This window comes from Dactylosporangium sp. NPDC049742, assembly GCF_040674675.1.
GTDB classification, from domain to species: Bacteria; Actinomycetota; Actinomycetes; order Mycobacteriales; family Micromonosporaceae; genus Dactylosporangium; species Dactylosporangium maewongense.
The window spans coordinates 211,218-227,825 of the sequence record NZ_JBFANF010000001.1 but is presented as its reverse complement, the minus strand read 5'-3'; the positions used below and the strand labels follow the sequence as shown (position 1 = coordinate 227,825).

14 protein-coding genes are annotated in these 16,608 nt (G+C 72.3%); 9 read left to right on the top strand and 5 right to left on the bottom strand.

Translation table 11 applies throughout. The features are described 5' to 3' along the window. The 3 genes from AB0J72_RS01025 to AB0J72_RS01015 all read left to right on the top strand — a co-directional run bounded on the left by AB0J72_RS01025 (nucleotide 1) and on the right by AB0J72_RS01015 (nucleotide 3,560). On the top strand, nucleotides 1-798 hold the full coding sequence (locus AB0J72_RS01025; protein WP_363393031.1) for an endonuclease/exonuclease/phosphatase family protein: 798 nt from the start codon (nucleotides 1-3) through the stop codon (nucleotides 796-798). A gap of 239 nt (nucleotides 799-1,037) precedes the next feature. Then, complete coding sequence (locus AB0J72_RS01020) at nucleotides 1,038-2,729, top strand: substrate-binding domain-containing protein (RefSeq protein WP_363393028.1); 1,692 nt, start codon at nucleotides 1,038-1,040, stop codon at nucleotides 2,727-2,729. Between the two features lie 84 nt (nucleotides 2,730-2,813). Beyond that, entirely contained in the window at nucleotides 2,814-3,560 is a 747-nt protein-coding gene (locus AB0J72_RS01015) for an NAD(P)H-binding protein (protein WP_363393025.1), read from the top strand. On the opposite strand, the gene AB0J72_RS01010 is transcribed toward AB0J72_RS01015, so the two are convergent. Then, entirely contained in the window at nucleotides 3,547-5,007 is a 1,461-nt protein-coding gene (locus AB0J72_RS01010) for a fused MFS/spermidine synthase (RefSeq protein WP_363393919.1), read from the bottom strand. The two genes, AB0J72_RS01015 and AB0J72_RS01010, sit on opposite strands and share 14 nt — an antisense overlap. Between AB0J72_RS01010 and valS the strand changes: the two genes are divergently transcribed. Together valS and AB0J72_RS01000 are read left to right on the top strand one after the other, a co-directional pair. Next, nucleotides 4,999-7,500: a valine--tRNA ligase gene (valS, locus tag AB0J72_RS01005; RefSeq protein ID WP_363393022.1), complete on the top strand. Its 2,502-nt coding sequence runs from the start codon at nucleotides 4,999-5,001 to the stop codon at nucleotides 7,498-7,500. The genes AB0J72_RS01010 and valS overlap by 9 nt on opposite strands. Continuing rightward, a complete protein-coding gene (locus AB0J72_RS01000; RefSeq protein ID WP_363393019.1) occupies nucleotides 7,500-8,306 on the top strand; it encodes a TrmH family RNA methyltransferase in 807 nt (268 codons plus the stop codon). Before valS ends, AB0J72_RS01000 begins: the two co-directional genes overlap by 1 nt. Before the next feature lie 1,031 nt (nucleotides 8,307-9,337). Here the strand turns inward: AB0J72_RS01000 and AB0J72_RS00995 are convergent. Beyond that, the gene (locus tag AB0J72_RS00995; RefSeq protein ID WP_363393016.1) at nucleotides 9,338-10,339 is read right to left on the bottom strand and encodes a cobalamin-dependent protein; all 1,002 of its coding nucleotides are present in this window, start codon (nucleotides 10,337-10,339) and stop codon (nucleotides 9,338-9,340) included. Beyond that, nucleotides 10,336-11,661 carry a GAF domain-containing SpoIIE family protein phosphatase gene (locus AB0J72_RS00990; RefSeq protein WP_363393013.1) on the bottom strand — a complete coding sequence of 442 codons (1,326 nt, stop codon included), beginning with the start codon at nucleotides 11,659-11,661 and terminating at the stop codon, nucleotides 10,336-10,338. The genes AB0J72_RS00995 and AB0J72_RS00990 overlap by 4 nt, the downstream gene beginning before the upstream one ends. Nucleotides 11,662-11,798: 137 nt before the next feature. Between AB0J72_RS00990 and AB0J72_RS00985 the strand changes: the two genes are divergently transcribed. Next, entirely contained in the window at nucleotides 11,799-12,140 is a 342-nt protein-coding gene (locus AB0J72_RS00985; protein ID WP_363393010.1) for an STAS domain-containing protein, read from the top strand. Nucleotides 12,141-12,180: 40 nt separating this feature from the next. Here the strand turns inward: AB0J72_RS00985 and AB0J72_RS00980 are convergent, their stop codons facing one another. After that, entirely contained in the window at nucleotides 12,181-12,591 is a 411-nt protein-coding gene (locus AB0J72_RS00980; protein WP_363393007.1) for an ATP-binding protein, read from the bottom strand. A 138-nt stretch (nucleotides 12,592-12,729) separates the two neighbouring features. Between AB0J72_RS00980 and AB0J72_RS00975 the strand changes: the two genes are divergently transcribed. Next, complete coding sequence (locus AB0J72_RS00975) at nucleotides 12,730-13,092, top strand: TraR/DksA family transcriptional regulator (RefSeq protein WP_363393004.1); 363 nt, start codon at nucleotides 12,730-12,732, stop codon at nucleotides 13,090-13,092. Between the two features lie 75 nt (nucleotides 13,093-13,167). Here AB0J72_RS00975 and AB0J72_RS00970 read toward each other — a convergent pair whose 3' ends face one another. Continuing rightward, a complete protein-coding gene (locus AB0J72_RS00970; RefSeq protein WP_344501026.1) occupies nucleotides 13,168-13,398 on the bottom strand; it encodes a hypothetical protein in 231 nt (76 codons plus the stop codon). 94 nt (nucleotides 13,399-13,492) lie between these two features. On the opposite strand from AB0J72_RS00970, the gene AB0J72_RS00965 reads away from it, so the two are divergent. Both AB0J72_RS00965 and AB0J72_RS00960 read left to right on the top strand, forming a co-directional pair. After that, on the top strand, nucleotides 13,493-16,138 hold the full coding sequence (locus tag AB0J72_RS00965; protein WP_363393001.1) for a response regulator: 2,646 nt from the start codon (nucleotides 13,493-13,495) through the stop codon (nucleotides 16,136-16,138). Between the two features lie 35 nt (nucleotides 16,139-16,173). Continuing rightward, entirely contained in the window at nucleotides 16,174-16,548 is a 375-nt protein-coding gene (locus AB0J72_RS00960) for a response regulator (RefSeq protein WP_363392998.1), read from the top strand. Nucleotides 16,549-16,608: the final 60 nt, after the last annotated feature.

Genomic DNA, 16,608 nt, shown 5'->3' with positions numbered 1-16,608 from the left:
ATGCGGCTGGGCACGTTCAACCTCATGCACGGGCGGTCCCTCGCCGACGGGCAGGTCGACGCCGGCCGCGTCCACGCGACGATCGCCGCGCTGGACGCCGACGTCCTCGGGCTGCAGGAGGTCGACCGGGGCCAGCACCGCAGCGGCCACGCCGACCTCGCCGCGATCGCGGCCGACGCCCTGGGTGCGGGGCACGTCCTGTTCGTGCCGGCCGTGGTCGGCACCCCCGGCGAGGGCTTCCGGACGGCGACCGACGGCGACCAGGACGGGACCGACCCGCACTACGGCGTCGCGCTGGTGAGCCGGTATCCGGTGGTCGACTGGCGGGTGACCCGCCTGCCGGCCGCCCCGCTGCGCTCACCGCTGCTGGCCGGACCCCAGCTGCTGTTCCTCGACGACGAGCCGCGGGTCCTGATCGCCGCGGTGCTCGAAACCCCCGCCGGGCGTGTGACGGTCGCCACCACCCACCTGTCCTTCGTCCCCGGCTGGAACGTCCGGCAGCTCCAGCTGGTCCGCCGGGCGCTGCGGCCGCTGCCGACGCCGCGCGTGCTCCTCGGCGACCTCAACCTCCCCGGCGGGCTGCCCCGGCTCTTCTCCGGCTGGCACCGCCTCGCGCGCCTGCCGACCTTCCCGGCGCCGGCGCCACGCGTGCAGTTCGACCACGTGCTGGCCGACGGGCGCGGCATCGAGCGCCTCCCGCGGGTCCTGCGGGTGGCGGCCCCGGCGGTGCCGTTCTCCGATCACCGGCCGCTGATTGTGACACTCCGTGACCGGCCAGGCACGCTGAAGATCGATTAGGGCAGATTTAAGTGCGAGCGGAATGCCTGCTTGCGGCGGTTTGTCCCGGCATGATTGCGAACCGTGTTCGGATAACTACGATTCTTCGGTGCCTTGTAGATTGGGCGTTCGTTTGTTGGGATGCGTACCGTCAGTGATTTCCAACCGAAGGTACAAGGCCGCAGAGGCCGCCGGTCCGGAGGATAAGAGCCGTGAAAGGTCGCCACCGCTCAGCGGGGTCGTCAGGCGCAGCGCTCAAGATGGGCGCCGCCGCCGTCGCCGTGCTCGTAGTCCTCGCCGGCAGCTGGTATGCGTTCCGGAAGTACTCCCAGCCGTCGTGCGGTGCGTCCACCAAGCTCACGGTCAGCGCACCCGCCGAGATCGCGCCCGCGCTGAAGCAGCAGGTCGCCGACTGGTCCGCGCAGGCCAAGCCTGACGACGGCTGCGTCGACGTCGAGGTCATCGAGGCCGCGTCCGCCGACGTGGCCGCCGCGATCGCCGCGACCTCGAAGAAGTCCCTGACCGGCGTCGGCCAGGCCAACGGCAAGACCCGCATCCCCGACGTGTGGGTGCCCGACTCGTCGCTGTGGCTCCAGCGCCTGCGCGCCGCCAACCCCGCCAGCGTCCCGGCCAACGCCAAGTCGATCGCCCGCAGCCCCATCGTCGTCGCCGTCCCCGAGCCGATCGCCACCACCTCCTTCGGCTGGCCCCAGACGAAAATCAAGTACACCGACCTGATCGGGAAAGTCGCCGGCGACCAGAAGGTCAAGCTCGGCATCGTCGAGCCCAGCCGCGACTCGACCGGCCTCGCCGGCCTGATGACCCTCGCCGCCGCCGCGACCGCCTCCGCCGGCGGCAACCAGACCCAGGCCACGCAGACCGCGACCGCCGCCCTCCGCGCGCTCGCCGCCGGCCGGTCCTCGCTGCGCGACGACCTCATGCAGAAGTTCCCGCGCGGCTCCGACCCGCAGGCACTCAGCGCCGGCCTGACCGTCGCGCCGCTGTCGGAGCAGGCCGTCATCCAGTACAACGCCCAGCAGCCGCCGGTCCGCCTCGCCGCGATCTACGCCGAGCCCGCGCCGCTCGCCCTCGACTACCCGTTCGTCATCCTCGGCAAGGAGCGCACCGCCGCCGCCGAGCAGCTGCTCAAGGTGCTCGGCGGCGACCAGTTCCGGGACCGGCTCGGCGCGATCGGCCTCCGCGGCTCCGACGGCGTCGCCGGCAAGGGCTTCCAGACCCCGACCGGCGCACCCACCTCCCTCACCGCCGGCCAGGTCCCCGAGGCCGCCGTCATCGAAGGCCTGCTCACCAAGTGGCAGGCGATCACCCTCCCGGCCCGCATGCTCGCCGTCATCGACGTGTCGGGCTCCATGCTCACGAAGGTCCCCACCGCCGGCGGCGCCGACCGCATGACGGTGACCCTCGAAGCGGCCCGCCGCGGCATGCAGCTCTTCGACGACTCCTGGGCCCTCGGCGTGTGGACCTTCTCCACCCAGCTCGACGGCGCCAAGGACTACAAGCAGCTCGTCCCCATCGGCCCGCTGGTCAGCCAGCGCAACCAGTGCCTCCAGGCGCTGCAGGGCATCCGCCCCAAGCAGAACGGCGACACCGCCCTCTACGACACCATCCTCGCCGGCTACAAGGCCGTGCAGAGCGGCTGGGACCAGGGCCGGATCAACTCCCTCATCGTCATGACCGACGGCGAGAACGACGACCCCGCCGGCGGCCTCTCCCTCGAGCAGCTGATCGCCGAGCTCAAGGCGACCGCCGACCCGGCCAAGCCCATCCAGGTCATCCTCATCGGCATCGGCGACAAGGTCGGCGAGGGCGCCATGCGCCAGATCACCGACGCCATCGGCGGCGGCACCTTCGTCGCCCCCGACCCGGCCAAGATCGGCGACATCTTCCTCCAGGCCATCTCGCTGCGCGGCCAGGCCGCCCAGCCCAAGTAGCTGTTACCCGCGCCCAGCCCGCCGCCCCGCCACGATCCCGCACCGCACGGGGATCATGGCAGGGCGGCGGCGCATACTGGGTGTGTGATCGCGGTGACCGGGGCATCCGGGCAGGTCGGCAGACGAGTCGCGGCGGGGATCCCCGAGGCGCGGCGGCTGACCCGCAAGGACGCCGAATACCGCGACACCGGCCGGATGCGGCAGGCGCTCGACGGGGTCGGGACGCTGTTCCTGGTCTCGGCGCGCGAGTCCGGCGACCGGGTCGCCGAGCACCGCAGCGCCGTCGACGCGGCCGTCGCGGCGGGCGTCCAGCGGATCGTGTACCTGTCGTTCGCCGGCGCCGCACCCGACTGCACCTTCACGTTCGGCCGGGACCACTGGCACACCGAACAGCACATCCGGCAGACCGGCCTGCGCTGGACCTTCCTGCGCGACAACCTCTACCAGGAGATGCTGCCGAATCTCGCCGGCCCCGACGGCGTCATCCGCGGGCCCGCCGCCGGCGGCCGGCTCGCCGCCGTCGCCTACGACGACATCGCCGCGAGCGCCGTCGCGGCCCTCACCCAGGACGGGCACGACGGACGGACCTACGAGCTCACCGGGCCCGAGGCGCTGACCATGCACGAGGTCGCGGCCCGGCTCGGACTCACCTACGTCCCCGAGACCGTCGAGGAGGCCTACGCGTCGCGGGCGCACTACGGGGCGCCGGCGTTCGAGGTCGCCGGATGGGTCAGCTCCTACGAGGCGATCGCCGCCGGCGAGCTCGCGACCGTCAGCGACGACGTACGGCACCTGACCGGACGGGACCCGAAACCGCTCAGTCCCACGTGAGCAGCTGGTCGACCGGCGCGTAGTCGTCGGTCAGGATCCGCGCTCCGCCGACGAACGCGCGAAGCTCGTCGCCGGTCAGGGAGTCCGGCACCGCCCGTACCGGCGACGTGGAAGCGAACACGACGAAGTTGCTGCCGGTCTCGCCCCGCAACGCGGGCTGCGGCGCCACCAGGGTCACGAACGGGAACACGGCGGCGATGGTCGCGACCTCGGCACGGACGAAGCGGCGGGCCGGACCGTCGATGACGTTGAGCGCGTAGACGCCACCCGGGCGCAGCACCCGCCGGACGTCGGTGACCAGCTCCCGGGTCGTGAGATGCCACGGAACCGCGAGGTGGCCGAACGCGTCGCCGATGACCAGGTCACGCGACGCGGACGGCTGGCGGCGCAGCCCCGCGCGGGCGTCGCCGGTCTCGACCCGCAGCAGCGGACCGGTCCGCAGGCCGAGCCGCCGCCGGTCGAGGTCGACGAGCGCCGGATCCAGCTCCAGGACGAGGTTGTCGCTGCCCGGGCGGGTCGCGGCCACGTACCGCGGCAACGTGAACCCACCACCACCCACGTGCAGCACATCCAGCGGGCCCGCCGGCAGATCGTCCACATAGGACCCGATCCACTGGGTGTACGCGTACTCCAGGTGCTCCGGGTCGCCCAGGTCCACATAGGAGTGCTGGGCGCCGTTGAGGAACAGGACGCGGCCCTCACCCCCGTCCTCGCCGACCGCGGCACACGTGTACGCGGTCTCCACGTCGCACGGGGAAGGGGTGACGATGCCGAGCGGCACGCCGATCACGACGAACGCCGCGGCCGCCGACAGGTTGCCGGTGCGCCGCCAGTACCCGCCGAAGCCGAAGCCGGCAAGTGCCAGCACACCCGCCAGGACCAGCAGGATCACGCTCGTCGGCACGGTGGCCACCAACACGAACCCCGTCGCGAACGTCGCCGTGATCGCGCCGAGCGTCCCGACGCTGGACAGCCGGCCCACCACCCTGCCCGTGTGCGCGAGATCGGCCAGCTGCAGCTTCACCACCAGCGGGGTCACCGCCGACAGCAGCGCCGCCGGCACGAACAAGGCCATCGCCGCGAGCAGCAGCACACTCGACGGCCCGGCGTCGCGCAGCCACGCACCGGCGACCCGGACGATCGGCAGCGTCGCGGCCGTCGCGGCGGCGCCCAGCAGCAACAACGGCGACAACAGCCGGCGCGGGTCACCCCGCCGGTCCGCGAGCCAGCCACCGGTCCACGCGCCGTACGCGATCGCGGCCAGGGCCACACCGATGATCGCGGTGCTGCTCGACAGCGTCACACCGACGTACGGCCCGACGAGCCGCAGCCCGACGATCTCCAGGACGAGCACGGCACCGCTGGTCAGGAACACCAGACCGGCGGCGATGCGGTTATTGAGGGGTGTCGCGGCATCCACCGCTCTAGCATGGGGCACATGTCCGATTCGACGCGCATACCCGCCAAGCCGACCCTCGATGGCCTCGAGGCGCGCTGGGTAAAGGTATGGGACGCCGAAGGGACCTACCGATTCGACCGGACCGCCACCCGCGACAGCGTGTTCTCGATCGACACGCCGCCGCCGACGGTGAGCGGGGCACTGCACATCGGCCACGTCTTCTCCTACACACAGACCGACGCGATCGCCCGCTACCAGCGCATGCGCGGCCGGGACGTGTTCTACCCGATGGGGTGGGACGACAACGGCCTGCCCACCGAGCGGCGGGTGCAGCTCACGTACGGGGTGCAGTGCGACCCCGCGCTGCCGTACGACGAACACCTCGTCATCACCAAGACCCCCGGCGGCCCGCCCCAGAAGATCAGCCGGCGGAACTTCATCGACCTCTGCAAACGCCAGACCGAGGTCGACGAGCAGGCCTACGAGCAGCTGTGGCGCAACCTCGGCCTGTCCGTCGACTGGACCCTGCTCTACACGACGATCGGCGACCGGGCCCGGACCGCCGCCCAGCAGGGGTTCCTCAACAGCCTCGCCCGCGACGACGCGTACGCCGTCGACGGCCCGACCCTCTGGGACGTCACGTTCGGCACGGCGGTCGCGCAGGCCGAGCTCGAAGACCGCGAACGCCCCGGCGCCTACCACCGGATCCGCTTCGGCGACTTCACCGTCGACACCACCCGGCCCGAGCTGCTGCCCGCCTGCGTGGCCCTGGTCGCGCACCCCTCCGACGAGCGGTTCCAGCCGCACTTCGGCACGACCGTGCGCACGCCCCTGTTCCACGTCGACGTGCCGCTGCTCGCCCACCCCCTGGCCGACCCCGCGAAGGGCACCGGCCTCGTGATGGTGTGCACCTTCGGCGACCTCACCGACGTGACCTGGTGGCGGGAGCTCGACCTGCCGACCCGCACCGTCATCCAGCGCAACGGCCGGCTCGGCCTGCAACCCCCGCCCGGCGTCGACGAGGACCAGTACGCACTCGTCGCCGGCCTCACCGTCAACCAGGCCCGGGAGAAGATCGTCGCGGCACTGCGTGCCGACGGCATGCTCGAAGGCGAGCCACGGCCGATCACCCACGCGGTGAAGTTCTACGAGAAGGGCGAGAAACCCCTCGAGATCGTCGGCACCCGCCAGTGGTACATCCGCAACGGCGGCCGCTCGCCAGAACTCCGCGCCGCGCTGCTCGAACGGGGCCGCGAGCTGCAGTGGACCCCGGCCCACATGCGCTCCCGCTACGAACACTGGGTCGAAGGCCTCACCGGCGACTGGGTGATCAGCCGGCAACGCTTCTTCGGCGTGCCGATCCCCCTCTGGTACCGCCTGGACGACGACGCCCACCCCGTCTACGACGACCCCATCGTGCCTTCGGTGCTGCCGATGGACCCGAGCAGCGACACGCCACCCGGCTACGACGAGTCGCAGCGCGGCCGGCCCGGCGGGTTCATCGGCGACCCCGACGTCATGGACACCTGGGCGACGTCCTCGCTGACCCCGCAGATCATCGGCGGCTGGCTCGACGACCCCGACCTCTTCACCCGGGTCTTCCCCATGGACCTGCGCCCCCAGGCCCACGAGATCATCCGGACCTGGCTCTTCTCGACCGTGCTCCGCGCCCACGTGGAGCACGACGTGCTGCCCTGGAAGCGGGCGTCGATCGCCGGCTGGATCGTCGACCCCGACCGCAAGAAGATCGGCAAGTCCAAGGACAACGCCGGCGACTCCCCGGAAGCCATGCTCGAACGGCACGGCGCCGACGCCCTGCGCTACTGGGCGACCAGCGCCCGCCCGGGCGTCGACACGGCGCTCGACGTGAACCAGATGAAGATCGGCCGCCGCCTGGCCACGAAGCTCCTCAACGCGAGCCGCTTCGTGCTCGGCTTCCCCGTGCCCACCAGCGGGGTCGTCACCGAACCCGTGGACCAGGCCCTGCTGGCCGCCCTGTCCACCGTGGTGACCGAGGCGACGACGGCCTTCGAGGCGTACGACTACGCGCGCGCCCTCGAACGCACCGAACAGTTCTTCTGGTCCTTCTGCGACGACTACCTGGAACTGGTCAAGTCCCGCGCCTACGGCGAGCTTCCCGCCGCCGACTCCGCCCGGACCGCCCTGACCACGGCGCTGTCGACCCTGCTGCGGCTGTTCGCCCCGTTCCTGCCCTTCGTGACGGAGGAGATCTGGTCCTGGTGGCAGCCCGGCTCCATCCACCGCGCCCCATGGCCGACCGTCACCACCACCACCTCCTCCTCTGACATCTCCTCTTTGTCTGACATCTCTTCTTTGTCGGTGGCGACGGCGGTGCTGGCGGCGGTGCGGAAGGCGAAGTCGGCGGCCCAGCAGTCCATGCGGGCCGAGGTGGCGCTGCTGGCGGTGGCCGGCCCCGCGGCCGTCCTGGAGCAGGTCAAGGCCGACCTGACCGCGGCCGGCAACGTCCGGTCGTGGGCCATCACCGACGCCGAGGAACTGTCCGTTACCGTCACGTTGTGATGGAACTCCAGGCCATCGGGGTCCAACACCCCGCCGTGCGGCAGGTGCAGCACATCCAGAACAACACCGCACCCAACCGCTACAAGCTCTTCGTCGCCGAGGGCCTCTGGGCGCACAACATGCTCCTGGAGGCCGGCGCCCCGATCGACACGTTCTTCTGGTGCCCCGAAGCGATCTACGCCGACGAGGCCCACCGCCGCGCGGAGGAGATCGCCGCACGGGCGGACCGGTCGTTCCGGATCTCGCTCCGGACCCTGGAGAAGATCTCCGAACGCGACAAGCCCGACGGCCTGCTGTCCCTCGCCGCCCTGCCCCGCTGGGACGCCGACGACCTCCGGTTCGGCAAGACGTCGCTGGTACTGGTCGCCGACGGCCTAGAGATCCCCGGCAACCTCGGCACCCTGATCCGGTCCCTGGACGCCTGCGGCGCCGACTGCCTGGTGCTCACCAACCGCAAGACCCGCCTGACCCACCCGAAGGTCATCCGCGCCAGCCAGGGCACGATCCTCACCGTGCCGACGATCGAGTTCGAGCAGACCGCCGACGCCGTAGCCTGGCTCCAACGCCACCGCTTCACGGTCCTCCTCGCCGACACCGACGAGGCAGTAAACTACCGCCAGGCAAACTACGCGGGCCGCACCGCCCTCGTCGTCGGCAGCGAACGCTACGGCATCGGCAAAGAGTGGTACGGCCACGGCTACCAACGCGTCGCAGTCCCCATGCTCGGCTCGGGCGACTCCCTCAACGTCTCCGTCTCCGCTTCAGTCCTCCTCTACGAGGCCCGCGCCCGCAAATCGTCCTGGTAACCACGCCGCGGACCTCTCTGGTAACCCGGCGCCGCGGCCTCTTGGTGGCACGCACCGTGGGCTCTTTGGTGGCACGTCCGGGCGCCAGGCGGCGACCTCGAAGCAGCAGACGGACGCCCCCGTAGCCACGGCTGCGGCCGCCGCCGCGGGCTCCTACCAACACGCGCCCGGGCTCCTACCAACACGCGCCCGGGCTCCTGCCAACACGCGCCCGGGCTCCTGCCAACACGCGCCGCGGGCTGCCAACACGCGCCGCTGGCTTCGCACGCGTGTCGTGCTCCGCCCACTCGCCGGGAAGCTCGCGAGCGCGGGATGCACTTGATGTCGGGAAAACTCGACGTCGGGAAACACTCGACGCGCGTGGATCGCCCGGGCCGACTGGGCCGAACTCGCCTCCGCCGTCAGACGCCCTGGCCGAGTGGCGGTCTCCGAGCGCCGAGCTGCACGAGTTACGCCAGCGCCCAGACAGCACCCGCTCCCGGCTGTGCGCGCAACCTGCACCCGGCACCACCGCGCCCGGCACCACCCGCACATGAGCACCACCCGTACAGGGGGCAACACCCGAGCCCGCCGCACTCGGCACCACCCGCACATGGGCAACATCCAGCCCGATTGCATGCGTGGCACCCGCACCCGGGGTGAAACGCACGCATGAGTGATGCGTGCCCGCCGGGCCACGCGCGCTGCGTGACGCACGCGCCCCTGGCTATGTGCGCCCGCCGGTAACGTGCGCGACGTACGCCCGCCGGCAATGCGCGCGACGTACGCCCGCCGGCAATGCGCGCCCGCGGGCCGGTGGGCGCGTCCGCGGGTGGGTGCCGGTAACGCGCGCCTGCGAGTCGGGTCGGTGGGTCCGTTGGTCGATGGCTGGCCGCACCGTGCTGGTGGGCAGCCCGCGCTGAACGTTCGGGGGTCCGGCACCGCTTCGGGCTGGTGCCGCACCGCCTACTTGGCAACCTACACCACGCCTGCAAATTGACCTTCAAACCCGTATTCAGAACAGTACGTGCAGTAGTTCGTGCTGTTCAGGGCTACAGGGACTTCAGGTGGCGGGCGGCCTCGGGGAGGGGTTCGCCGACGGTGCGGTGCAGGGCGAGCCATAAGTCCGGGATGGCGCCGGCGGGTTCGCCCCGGGCGGTGAAGAGTGCCGTCAGCCAGTCGCTGGCCTCGCGGAGCAGTCTCGGGTCGTCGGTGAGCAGCGCCGCTGACAGGGCGTGCAGGGCGTGGTCGATCGCGTCGTCGAACAGGCCGCCGTCCTCCTGGAAGCGGGCGACCGAGCCGGCGTGAGGGGATTCGAGCCAGCTCCGGCGGGCGGTGGCGCGGAACTCGGCGAAGCGGACGACCATCTCGGCGTGCTCGTCGGCGCCGGCGTGGCGGGCGCGGTCCGTGGCGGCGCTGTGAAGGTGGGTGACGAGGCCGTCGAGCACCGGCGCGGCGGCGCGGGCGTCCTTCGCCCAGCCGGAGGCGCCCAGCGCCCGGGCCCGCGTGTCGTCGGGGCCGAAGGCGCCGCCGCCGACGAGGACCGGCAGGCCCGCCTCGCGGGCGGCGTCGATGAGGCGGCGGGCGGCGGGCAGGGAGGCGGCGACGGAGCAGCTGATCGCGACCGCGTCGGCGTCCACGTCGTCGAGGAAGCGGGCGAACTGGCGGGCCGGCATCGACGCGCCGAGGAAGGTGGTGCGCCAGCCGGCCGCCTGCAGGCAGTACCCGACCAGGCGCGCGGGCAGGCCGTGCCACTCGCGCTCCGCGCAGGTGAGGATCACGTGGCCGAGCGGGTCGGTGGGGGTGTCGATGCGGGCGCCGACGGCGAGGGCGACGGACTCGCTGATCGCGGTCGCGGCGTGCTCGTGGGCGACGGTCCACGAGCCGGCCGCCCAGCGCAGGCCGACCTGCTCCTGCGCGCGGCCCACGACGTCGAGCAGGACGTCGACCGGGTCGGCGCCGCCGTCGACCAGCGCGAGCGCGTGCGCCACGGCACCCGCCGCGTCCCGGCGCTCCAGGAACGAGAAGTACGGCCCGAAGGACAGAGCGGTCACGAGACGGCCGCGCGCAGGGCCAGCACCGCCAGGTCGTCGCGTTGCGTGCCGTCGGAGCCTTCGAGGACGGCGATCTCGACCGCCTCCACCAGCGCGTCGACGCCCACCTGTGCGTACTGCGACAGCAGCTCGGCGAGGCGCCGCGTGCCGTCGCGGACGCTGTGGTGGCGGGCCTCGGTGACGCCGTCGGTGTAGAGGACGAGGGTGTCGCCGGGCGACAGGGTGACCTCCGCCGGCGTGTACTCGACCCCGGCGACCAGGCCGGCCGCGAGGCCGCGCACCGCGACGGGCTCCACCGAGCCGCAGGCGCGCACAGCCAGCGGCGGCGGGTGGCCGGCGGAGGCGACCCGCACGTGCAGGGCACCGCAGGGCTGGCGGCGGACCCGGCCGTAGACGGCGGTCACGTACCGGCCGGAGGTGCTGCCGTCGAGCATCGTGTTGAGGGCGCGGAGCACCGCGGCGGGGTCGCGGTCGACGGCGGAGGCGCCGCGGACGGTGTGCCGGGCCTGGCCGGTGACCACGGCCGCCTCGACGCCCTTGCCGGAGACGTCGCCGAGGACGAACGACCAGTCGTCGGGGCTGCCCCACACGTCGTAGAAGTCGCCGCCGATCTCGGCGTCGGTGGAGGCGGCGCGGTAGCGGGCGGCGAGCGCGCTGCCCTCCAGCTTCGGCAGCTCGGGCGGGCGGAGGCTGGCCTGCAGGACGGTGGCGACGCCCGCGCGCTCGGCATACCGGCGGGCGGCGTCCAGCGCGAGCGCGATGCGGACCGCCAGCTCCTCGGCGATGGAGATGTCCTCGGCGACGAACCCGAAGCCGGTGCGACGGGCGAGCGTCAGCGTGCCGAACGTCGTGCCGCGGGCGGTCAGCGGCAGGCCCAGCACGTCGGCCGGGCGCAGCGCCGCGACCTGCGCGCGCATCCGCTCGTCGGGCACGAGGGCGAGCAGGCCGTCGGGCTGCAGCGGGTCCTGCTCCAGCGAGACGTGCAGCAGCTCCGGCCGCCCGGTGACCAGTAGCCGCGACTGCCCGTTGACCCCGTCGGCGTCGGGATGGCGCCGGGCCGCGGAGGAGGTGCCCGTCTTGTTGACGACGAGGCTGGTGTACGACGCCCCGTCCCGCCCGATGAGCATGATCTGCGCCCAGTCGGCGAGGTGCGGCACGCACGCGGCCAGCGAGCGCCGGACGGTGTGCGGCAGGTTGAGCGACCCGGAGACGGTGCGGCTGGCGTCGGCGAGGAACTGGGCCCGCCGCTGGGCGACGGCAAGCATGCCGGCGTCGTTGAGCGAGTCCGGGGCACGCCCCACGAAGCCCAGGTCGCTGGTCATGAGTTCGAGTCTGCGTCGTACCCCGGACCGGGTCAAACGGTGTGAGCGTTTGAAGTCCGCCCAATGGGTACCACACACTGTTGACCAGCGATCAGTAGCCGATCCGTAGCTCGGTTCGCGAAAGGACACAGCGCAACGTGGTCAACGACGAGACGGTCTGGGAGCTGTCGGTGCGCCGCGAGGGGCAGCGGGCACGACTCGACACGGTGGGTGACCTGGACCTGGACACCGCACCGAAGCTGCTCACCGAGGTGGTCAAGCAGCTGGACGCAGGCGTGACGGAGCTGGTCATCGACCTGACCGAGCTCGCCTTCATCGACTCGAGCGGGCTGGGCACGCTGGTCGGCTGCTGGCGGCGGGCGCAGCAGGCGGGCGCGACGTTGATCGTCGCCAACCCCAACGAAGACGTGTCCATGACCCTGGAGATCACCGGTCTGGACCAGATCCTGCCGATCAGGGACGAGAAGCAGGCCGCCTGAACAACGAGCACCAGCGCTGACGGACGGGAAGGGCGCCGGCCTAGATCAACTCGGCCCAGACGATCTTGCCGATCGGCTGCGGGCGGACGCCCCACGAGTGGGCCAGCCGCGACACGATGAACATGCCCCGCCCCGACGTGCTGGTCTCGTTGTCGATCTCGGTGATCCGCGGCAGGGCGGGGCTCGCGTCGCCCACCTCGATGAGCACCGCGCCGTCGCGGCGCAGCAGGCGCAGCGCGGCCGGCGGGATGCCGTGCCGCAGCGCGTTGGCGACCAGCTCGTGCCCGACCATCACCGCGGCCCGGGTGAGGTGGGGCAGGTTCCACACGTGCAGCGCGCGCGTGATCACCCGGCGGGCCTGACGCGCCTGGCCGACGGGCACCTCGACGCTGACCGCGTCCGCGCCGGGCGTGACGAGGTCGTCGGGGTCGACCGTGAACACGTACCTCATGGTGCCCGCTCACGCCCCCGTTGAACAGTGACACGGCGCCGTGAGTCGGGCAGGTGACAGGTTTGCGGCAGGTCCGCGATGGGCAAACCGAAACCCAATCGAACTCCAGGGGGGCCCGTAATGCTCGTCCAGCCAGAAATGACGGTCGCCGGTGGCGCGCAGCGCTCTTCGGACCTGCGTGCCGCGCTGTCGGCGCGTCATCAGGAGCTCGCCGACGAGTATGCCGAGGCGGTCGCCGAGATGACCCTCGCGGGTGTGGTCGACGCCGGTGACGACGTCGCCGACCTGGGCACCAAGGCGTTCAGCCGGGACCAGGAGCTCGCCCTCTCGCTGTCGATCCGCGGCCGGATGGACCAGGTGGAGCGGGCGCTGGAGCGGCTCGCGGAGGGCACGTACGGCCGGTGCGAGCGCTGTTCCGAGGACATCCCGGTCGCCCGCCTGACGGCCTTCCCGTCGGTGACCCTCTGCGTCCACTGCAAGAGCCTGACCGAGCGCCGGTAACGCGGAAGGCGCCGAGCCCAACGCAAGGGCGGCGCGACAAGAAAAGATCGGCAAGAAAAGATCGACAAGGCGGCGCTAGTGGCGGGCGCCGCTGGCGCTCAGCCGCTCGACGACCCCGAGGGCCCGGTGCGCCGCGCTCTGCAGGTGCGGCAGGTAGTCCGCGGCGGCGGAGTCGGCGGCGAGGTCCTCGGACAAGAACGCCACATAGTTGAGGATGGCGCCCAGCGCGTTGGAAAGGTCATGGGCACCGTCGGCGATCTCGGCCCGCAACAGGGCGAGCTCGTCGGCCGGTTCCGTCGCGCCCATCCGTCCCCCTGGCTAGAGTGAGTCCCGTTCTACTGTTACGGGGCGTAGTCGAATGGTAACTCTAGTCACAGCACTGCTGGTAGTTGCGGTGTTCTTGCGTGCACTTGTGGGGTACGCCGCCACCCGGGATCCGATCCAGCGGGACATCACGCTGATCTTCCTTCCCCCGGTGGTGGTGTGCGCCACCGCAGTGGCCCGCCAGGTCCTGGTGAGCCCGCTGCCGCTCGCCGCGAGCGCCGCCTCGACCGCGCTGCTGATGCTGCAGCCGTACCTGACGCTGCGGCTCACCGCCAAGCTGCGGCACGTGCCGGCCTGGCTCAGCCGCACCCTGCTGGTCGCACTGCTCGCCAGCATCGCCGCCGTCGCGGTCGCACCCCGGCCGCTCAACCTCGGCTACCTCCTGCTGACCGCCGGCGCGTTCACCGTCACCGAGGTGATCGCCGGGACGTACCTGCTGCTCGGCGCCCAGCGGCGCTCCGGCGCGGCCCGGGCCAGGCTGCGGCTCGCCGGGGCCGCCACCTACCTGTTCGTGCTGATGATGCTGACGCTGTTCACCGGCGCCGTGCTGTACCCGGGCACGACCAGCTGGCTGGCGCCCGCCGGCCGGGTCGTGGCGCTGGTGTCCGCGATCGGCTACCTGGTCGCGTTCATGCCGCCCGCGTGGCTGCGCCGGATGATGTCGGTCACCGTCTGGTACGAGGCGACCGAGGACCTCCAGCGGCTGCCGGCCGCGGTCAGCACCGGCCAGGTGTGGCGCCGCTACGTCCAGGTGGTGCACGAGACGACCGGCGCCGACGCCGTCGTGCTGGTCCGCACCGCCCCCGACGACCGCCTGGAGCAGGTCGCCGCCGTCTGCCGCTCCGGCGCCAGCCTGCCGCACGAGCCGATGCCCGACCTGACCGCCGCCGACCTGCAGGCGCTCCTGACCGCCAGACAGCCAGCCAGGGGAGACACGAGCGAGCTCGCCGCCTGGTACGCGCAGACCACCGGCGCCCAGTACGTCACCGCGCTCGAACTGCCGCTGGCGCAGGGCGAAGGCGGCGCCGTGCTGCTGCTCGACCACTACCGCGCCCTGTTCACCGGCGACGACGTGCGCCTCGCGACGGTGCTCGGCGGCCAGGCCCAGGTCCTGGCGGAGCGCAGCACCATCGTCGCCGAGCAGCGCCGCCTCGCCGAGCAGCTGGCCGAGTCCGTGGCCGCGCTCACGCACGCCAGCCAGGCCAAGAGCGACTTCCTCGCCGGCATGAGCCACGAGCTGCGCACCCCGCTGAACGCGATCATCGGCTTCAGCGACCTGATGCGCGCCGAGCACCCCGACGGCGACCGGCGCGCCGTGCCCGCCGAGTGGGTCGACCACATCCACAACAGCGGCCGGCACCTGCTCTGCCTCATCAACGACATCCTCGACCTGGCGAAGGTCGAGGCCGGGCGGATGGAGCTGCACCCGGAGCCGCTCGCCCTCGACGCCGCGGTCAACGACGTGATCACCGGCCTGCGGCCGCTCACCGACCGCAAGCGCCTCGAGGTGACGATCGACGTGCCGCGGGTCGGGGTCCGCGCCGACCCGCTCCGGTTCCGGCAGATCCTGGACAACCTGCTGTCCAACGCGATCAAGTTCACGCCCGAGGGCGGCCGGATCTCGCTGACCGCCGCGCAGGGCGCCGGCGAGGTCGCGCTGACCGTCGCCGACAGCGGCGTCGGCATCGCCGCGGCGGACCACGGCCGCGTCTTCGAGGAGTTCCAGCAGGTCGGCGACGCCGCCCAGCGGAAGGCCGGCACCGGGCTCGGCCTCGCGCTGACCCGGCGGCTGGTCGAGGCGCACGGCGGCTCGATCGCGCTGCAGTCCGCGCTCGGCGAGGGCAGCCGCTTCACCGTACGGCTCCCGGACGCCACCGCCGAGATCCCCGACGCCGCGACCGACGAACCGCTCGCGGACCGGAGCGTCAGCGCGAGCTCCGTGCGCGGCCGGGTGCTGATCATCGACGACGACGCCCGGGCGGCCGAGCTGCTGCGCACCTACCTCACCGCCGCCGGATACCGGGTGCGGGTCGCGCCCGGCGGCAGCGAGGGCCTGACCGCGGCGCGGAGCTGGACGCCCGACGCGATCCTGCTCGACGTGATCATGCCGGACATCGACGGCTGGGACGTGATCCGGGAGCTCAAGCAGGAGGACGTGCTGCGCGACATCCCCGTCTTCTTCGCCACGATCGTCGACGACCGCAGGGCCGGGCTGTCGCTCGGCGCCACCGACTTCTTCGTCAAGCCCGTCGACCACGACCTGCTGCTCGCCCAGCTCGCCCGGCACGTCGTCCCGGCGAAGGGGGCCGGCGCCGAGGGCGCCTCGGTGCTGGTGGTCGACCGCGACGACCAGACCCGGCACGTCGTCGAACAGCACCTCCGTGACGGCGGCATCGACGTCGTCACCTGCGACGACGGTCCGGAAGGGCTGCGCCTGTCCCGCGACCGGCGCTTCGACCTGATCATCTGCGACCTGCAGATGGCCGACGTCGACGGCTTCGCGCTCCTCGCCGGGCTCGAGGGCGACCCGGCGACCAGGGGGATCCCGGTCCTGGCGCTGACCGAGCCGGACCTGTCCGACGCCGACCGGGTCCGCCTGACCGGCAAGGTCATCGGCACCATGCCCCGCAGCGCCGCCGCCTCCGACGGCGTCCGCGAGTGGGTCGACCTGGCCGCCGTGGCCAGCACCCTGTCCGACGCACGCGGAAACGGAGCGATCTGACACATGAGCGGACCAAGCGCAGCGGAGGCGACGGCATGAGCAAGGTCCTGCTGGTCGAGGACGAGGAGCTGAACCGGGTCCTGGTCAGGGCGATCCTCGCCCGTGCCACCGACGACACGATCCGCCGGGTCGAGCTGGTGGAGGCGGGCAGCCTGCAGGTGGCCCGCGACGCGCTCGCGGAGCACGCCGTCGACCTGATCCTCCTGGACGTCAACCTGCCCGACGGCAACGGGCTCAGCCTCGCCGCCGACCTCAGCGACCAGCCGGACCGCCCGCAGGTGATCGCCCTGACCGCGAGCGTGCTGCCGCACGAGCGGGCCGCCGCGATGAGCGCCGGCTGCGACGCGTTCCTCGACAAGCCCTACGGCGCGCAGGACCTATTGAAGATCATCGGTGAGCATCTCCCCTGATGACCGGGTTTGAGCGTCACCTACCCATGGGTAGGTGAATTGACGCTCACTCATCGTCGC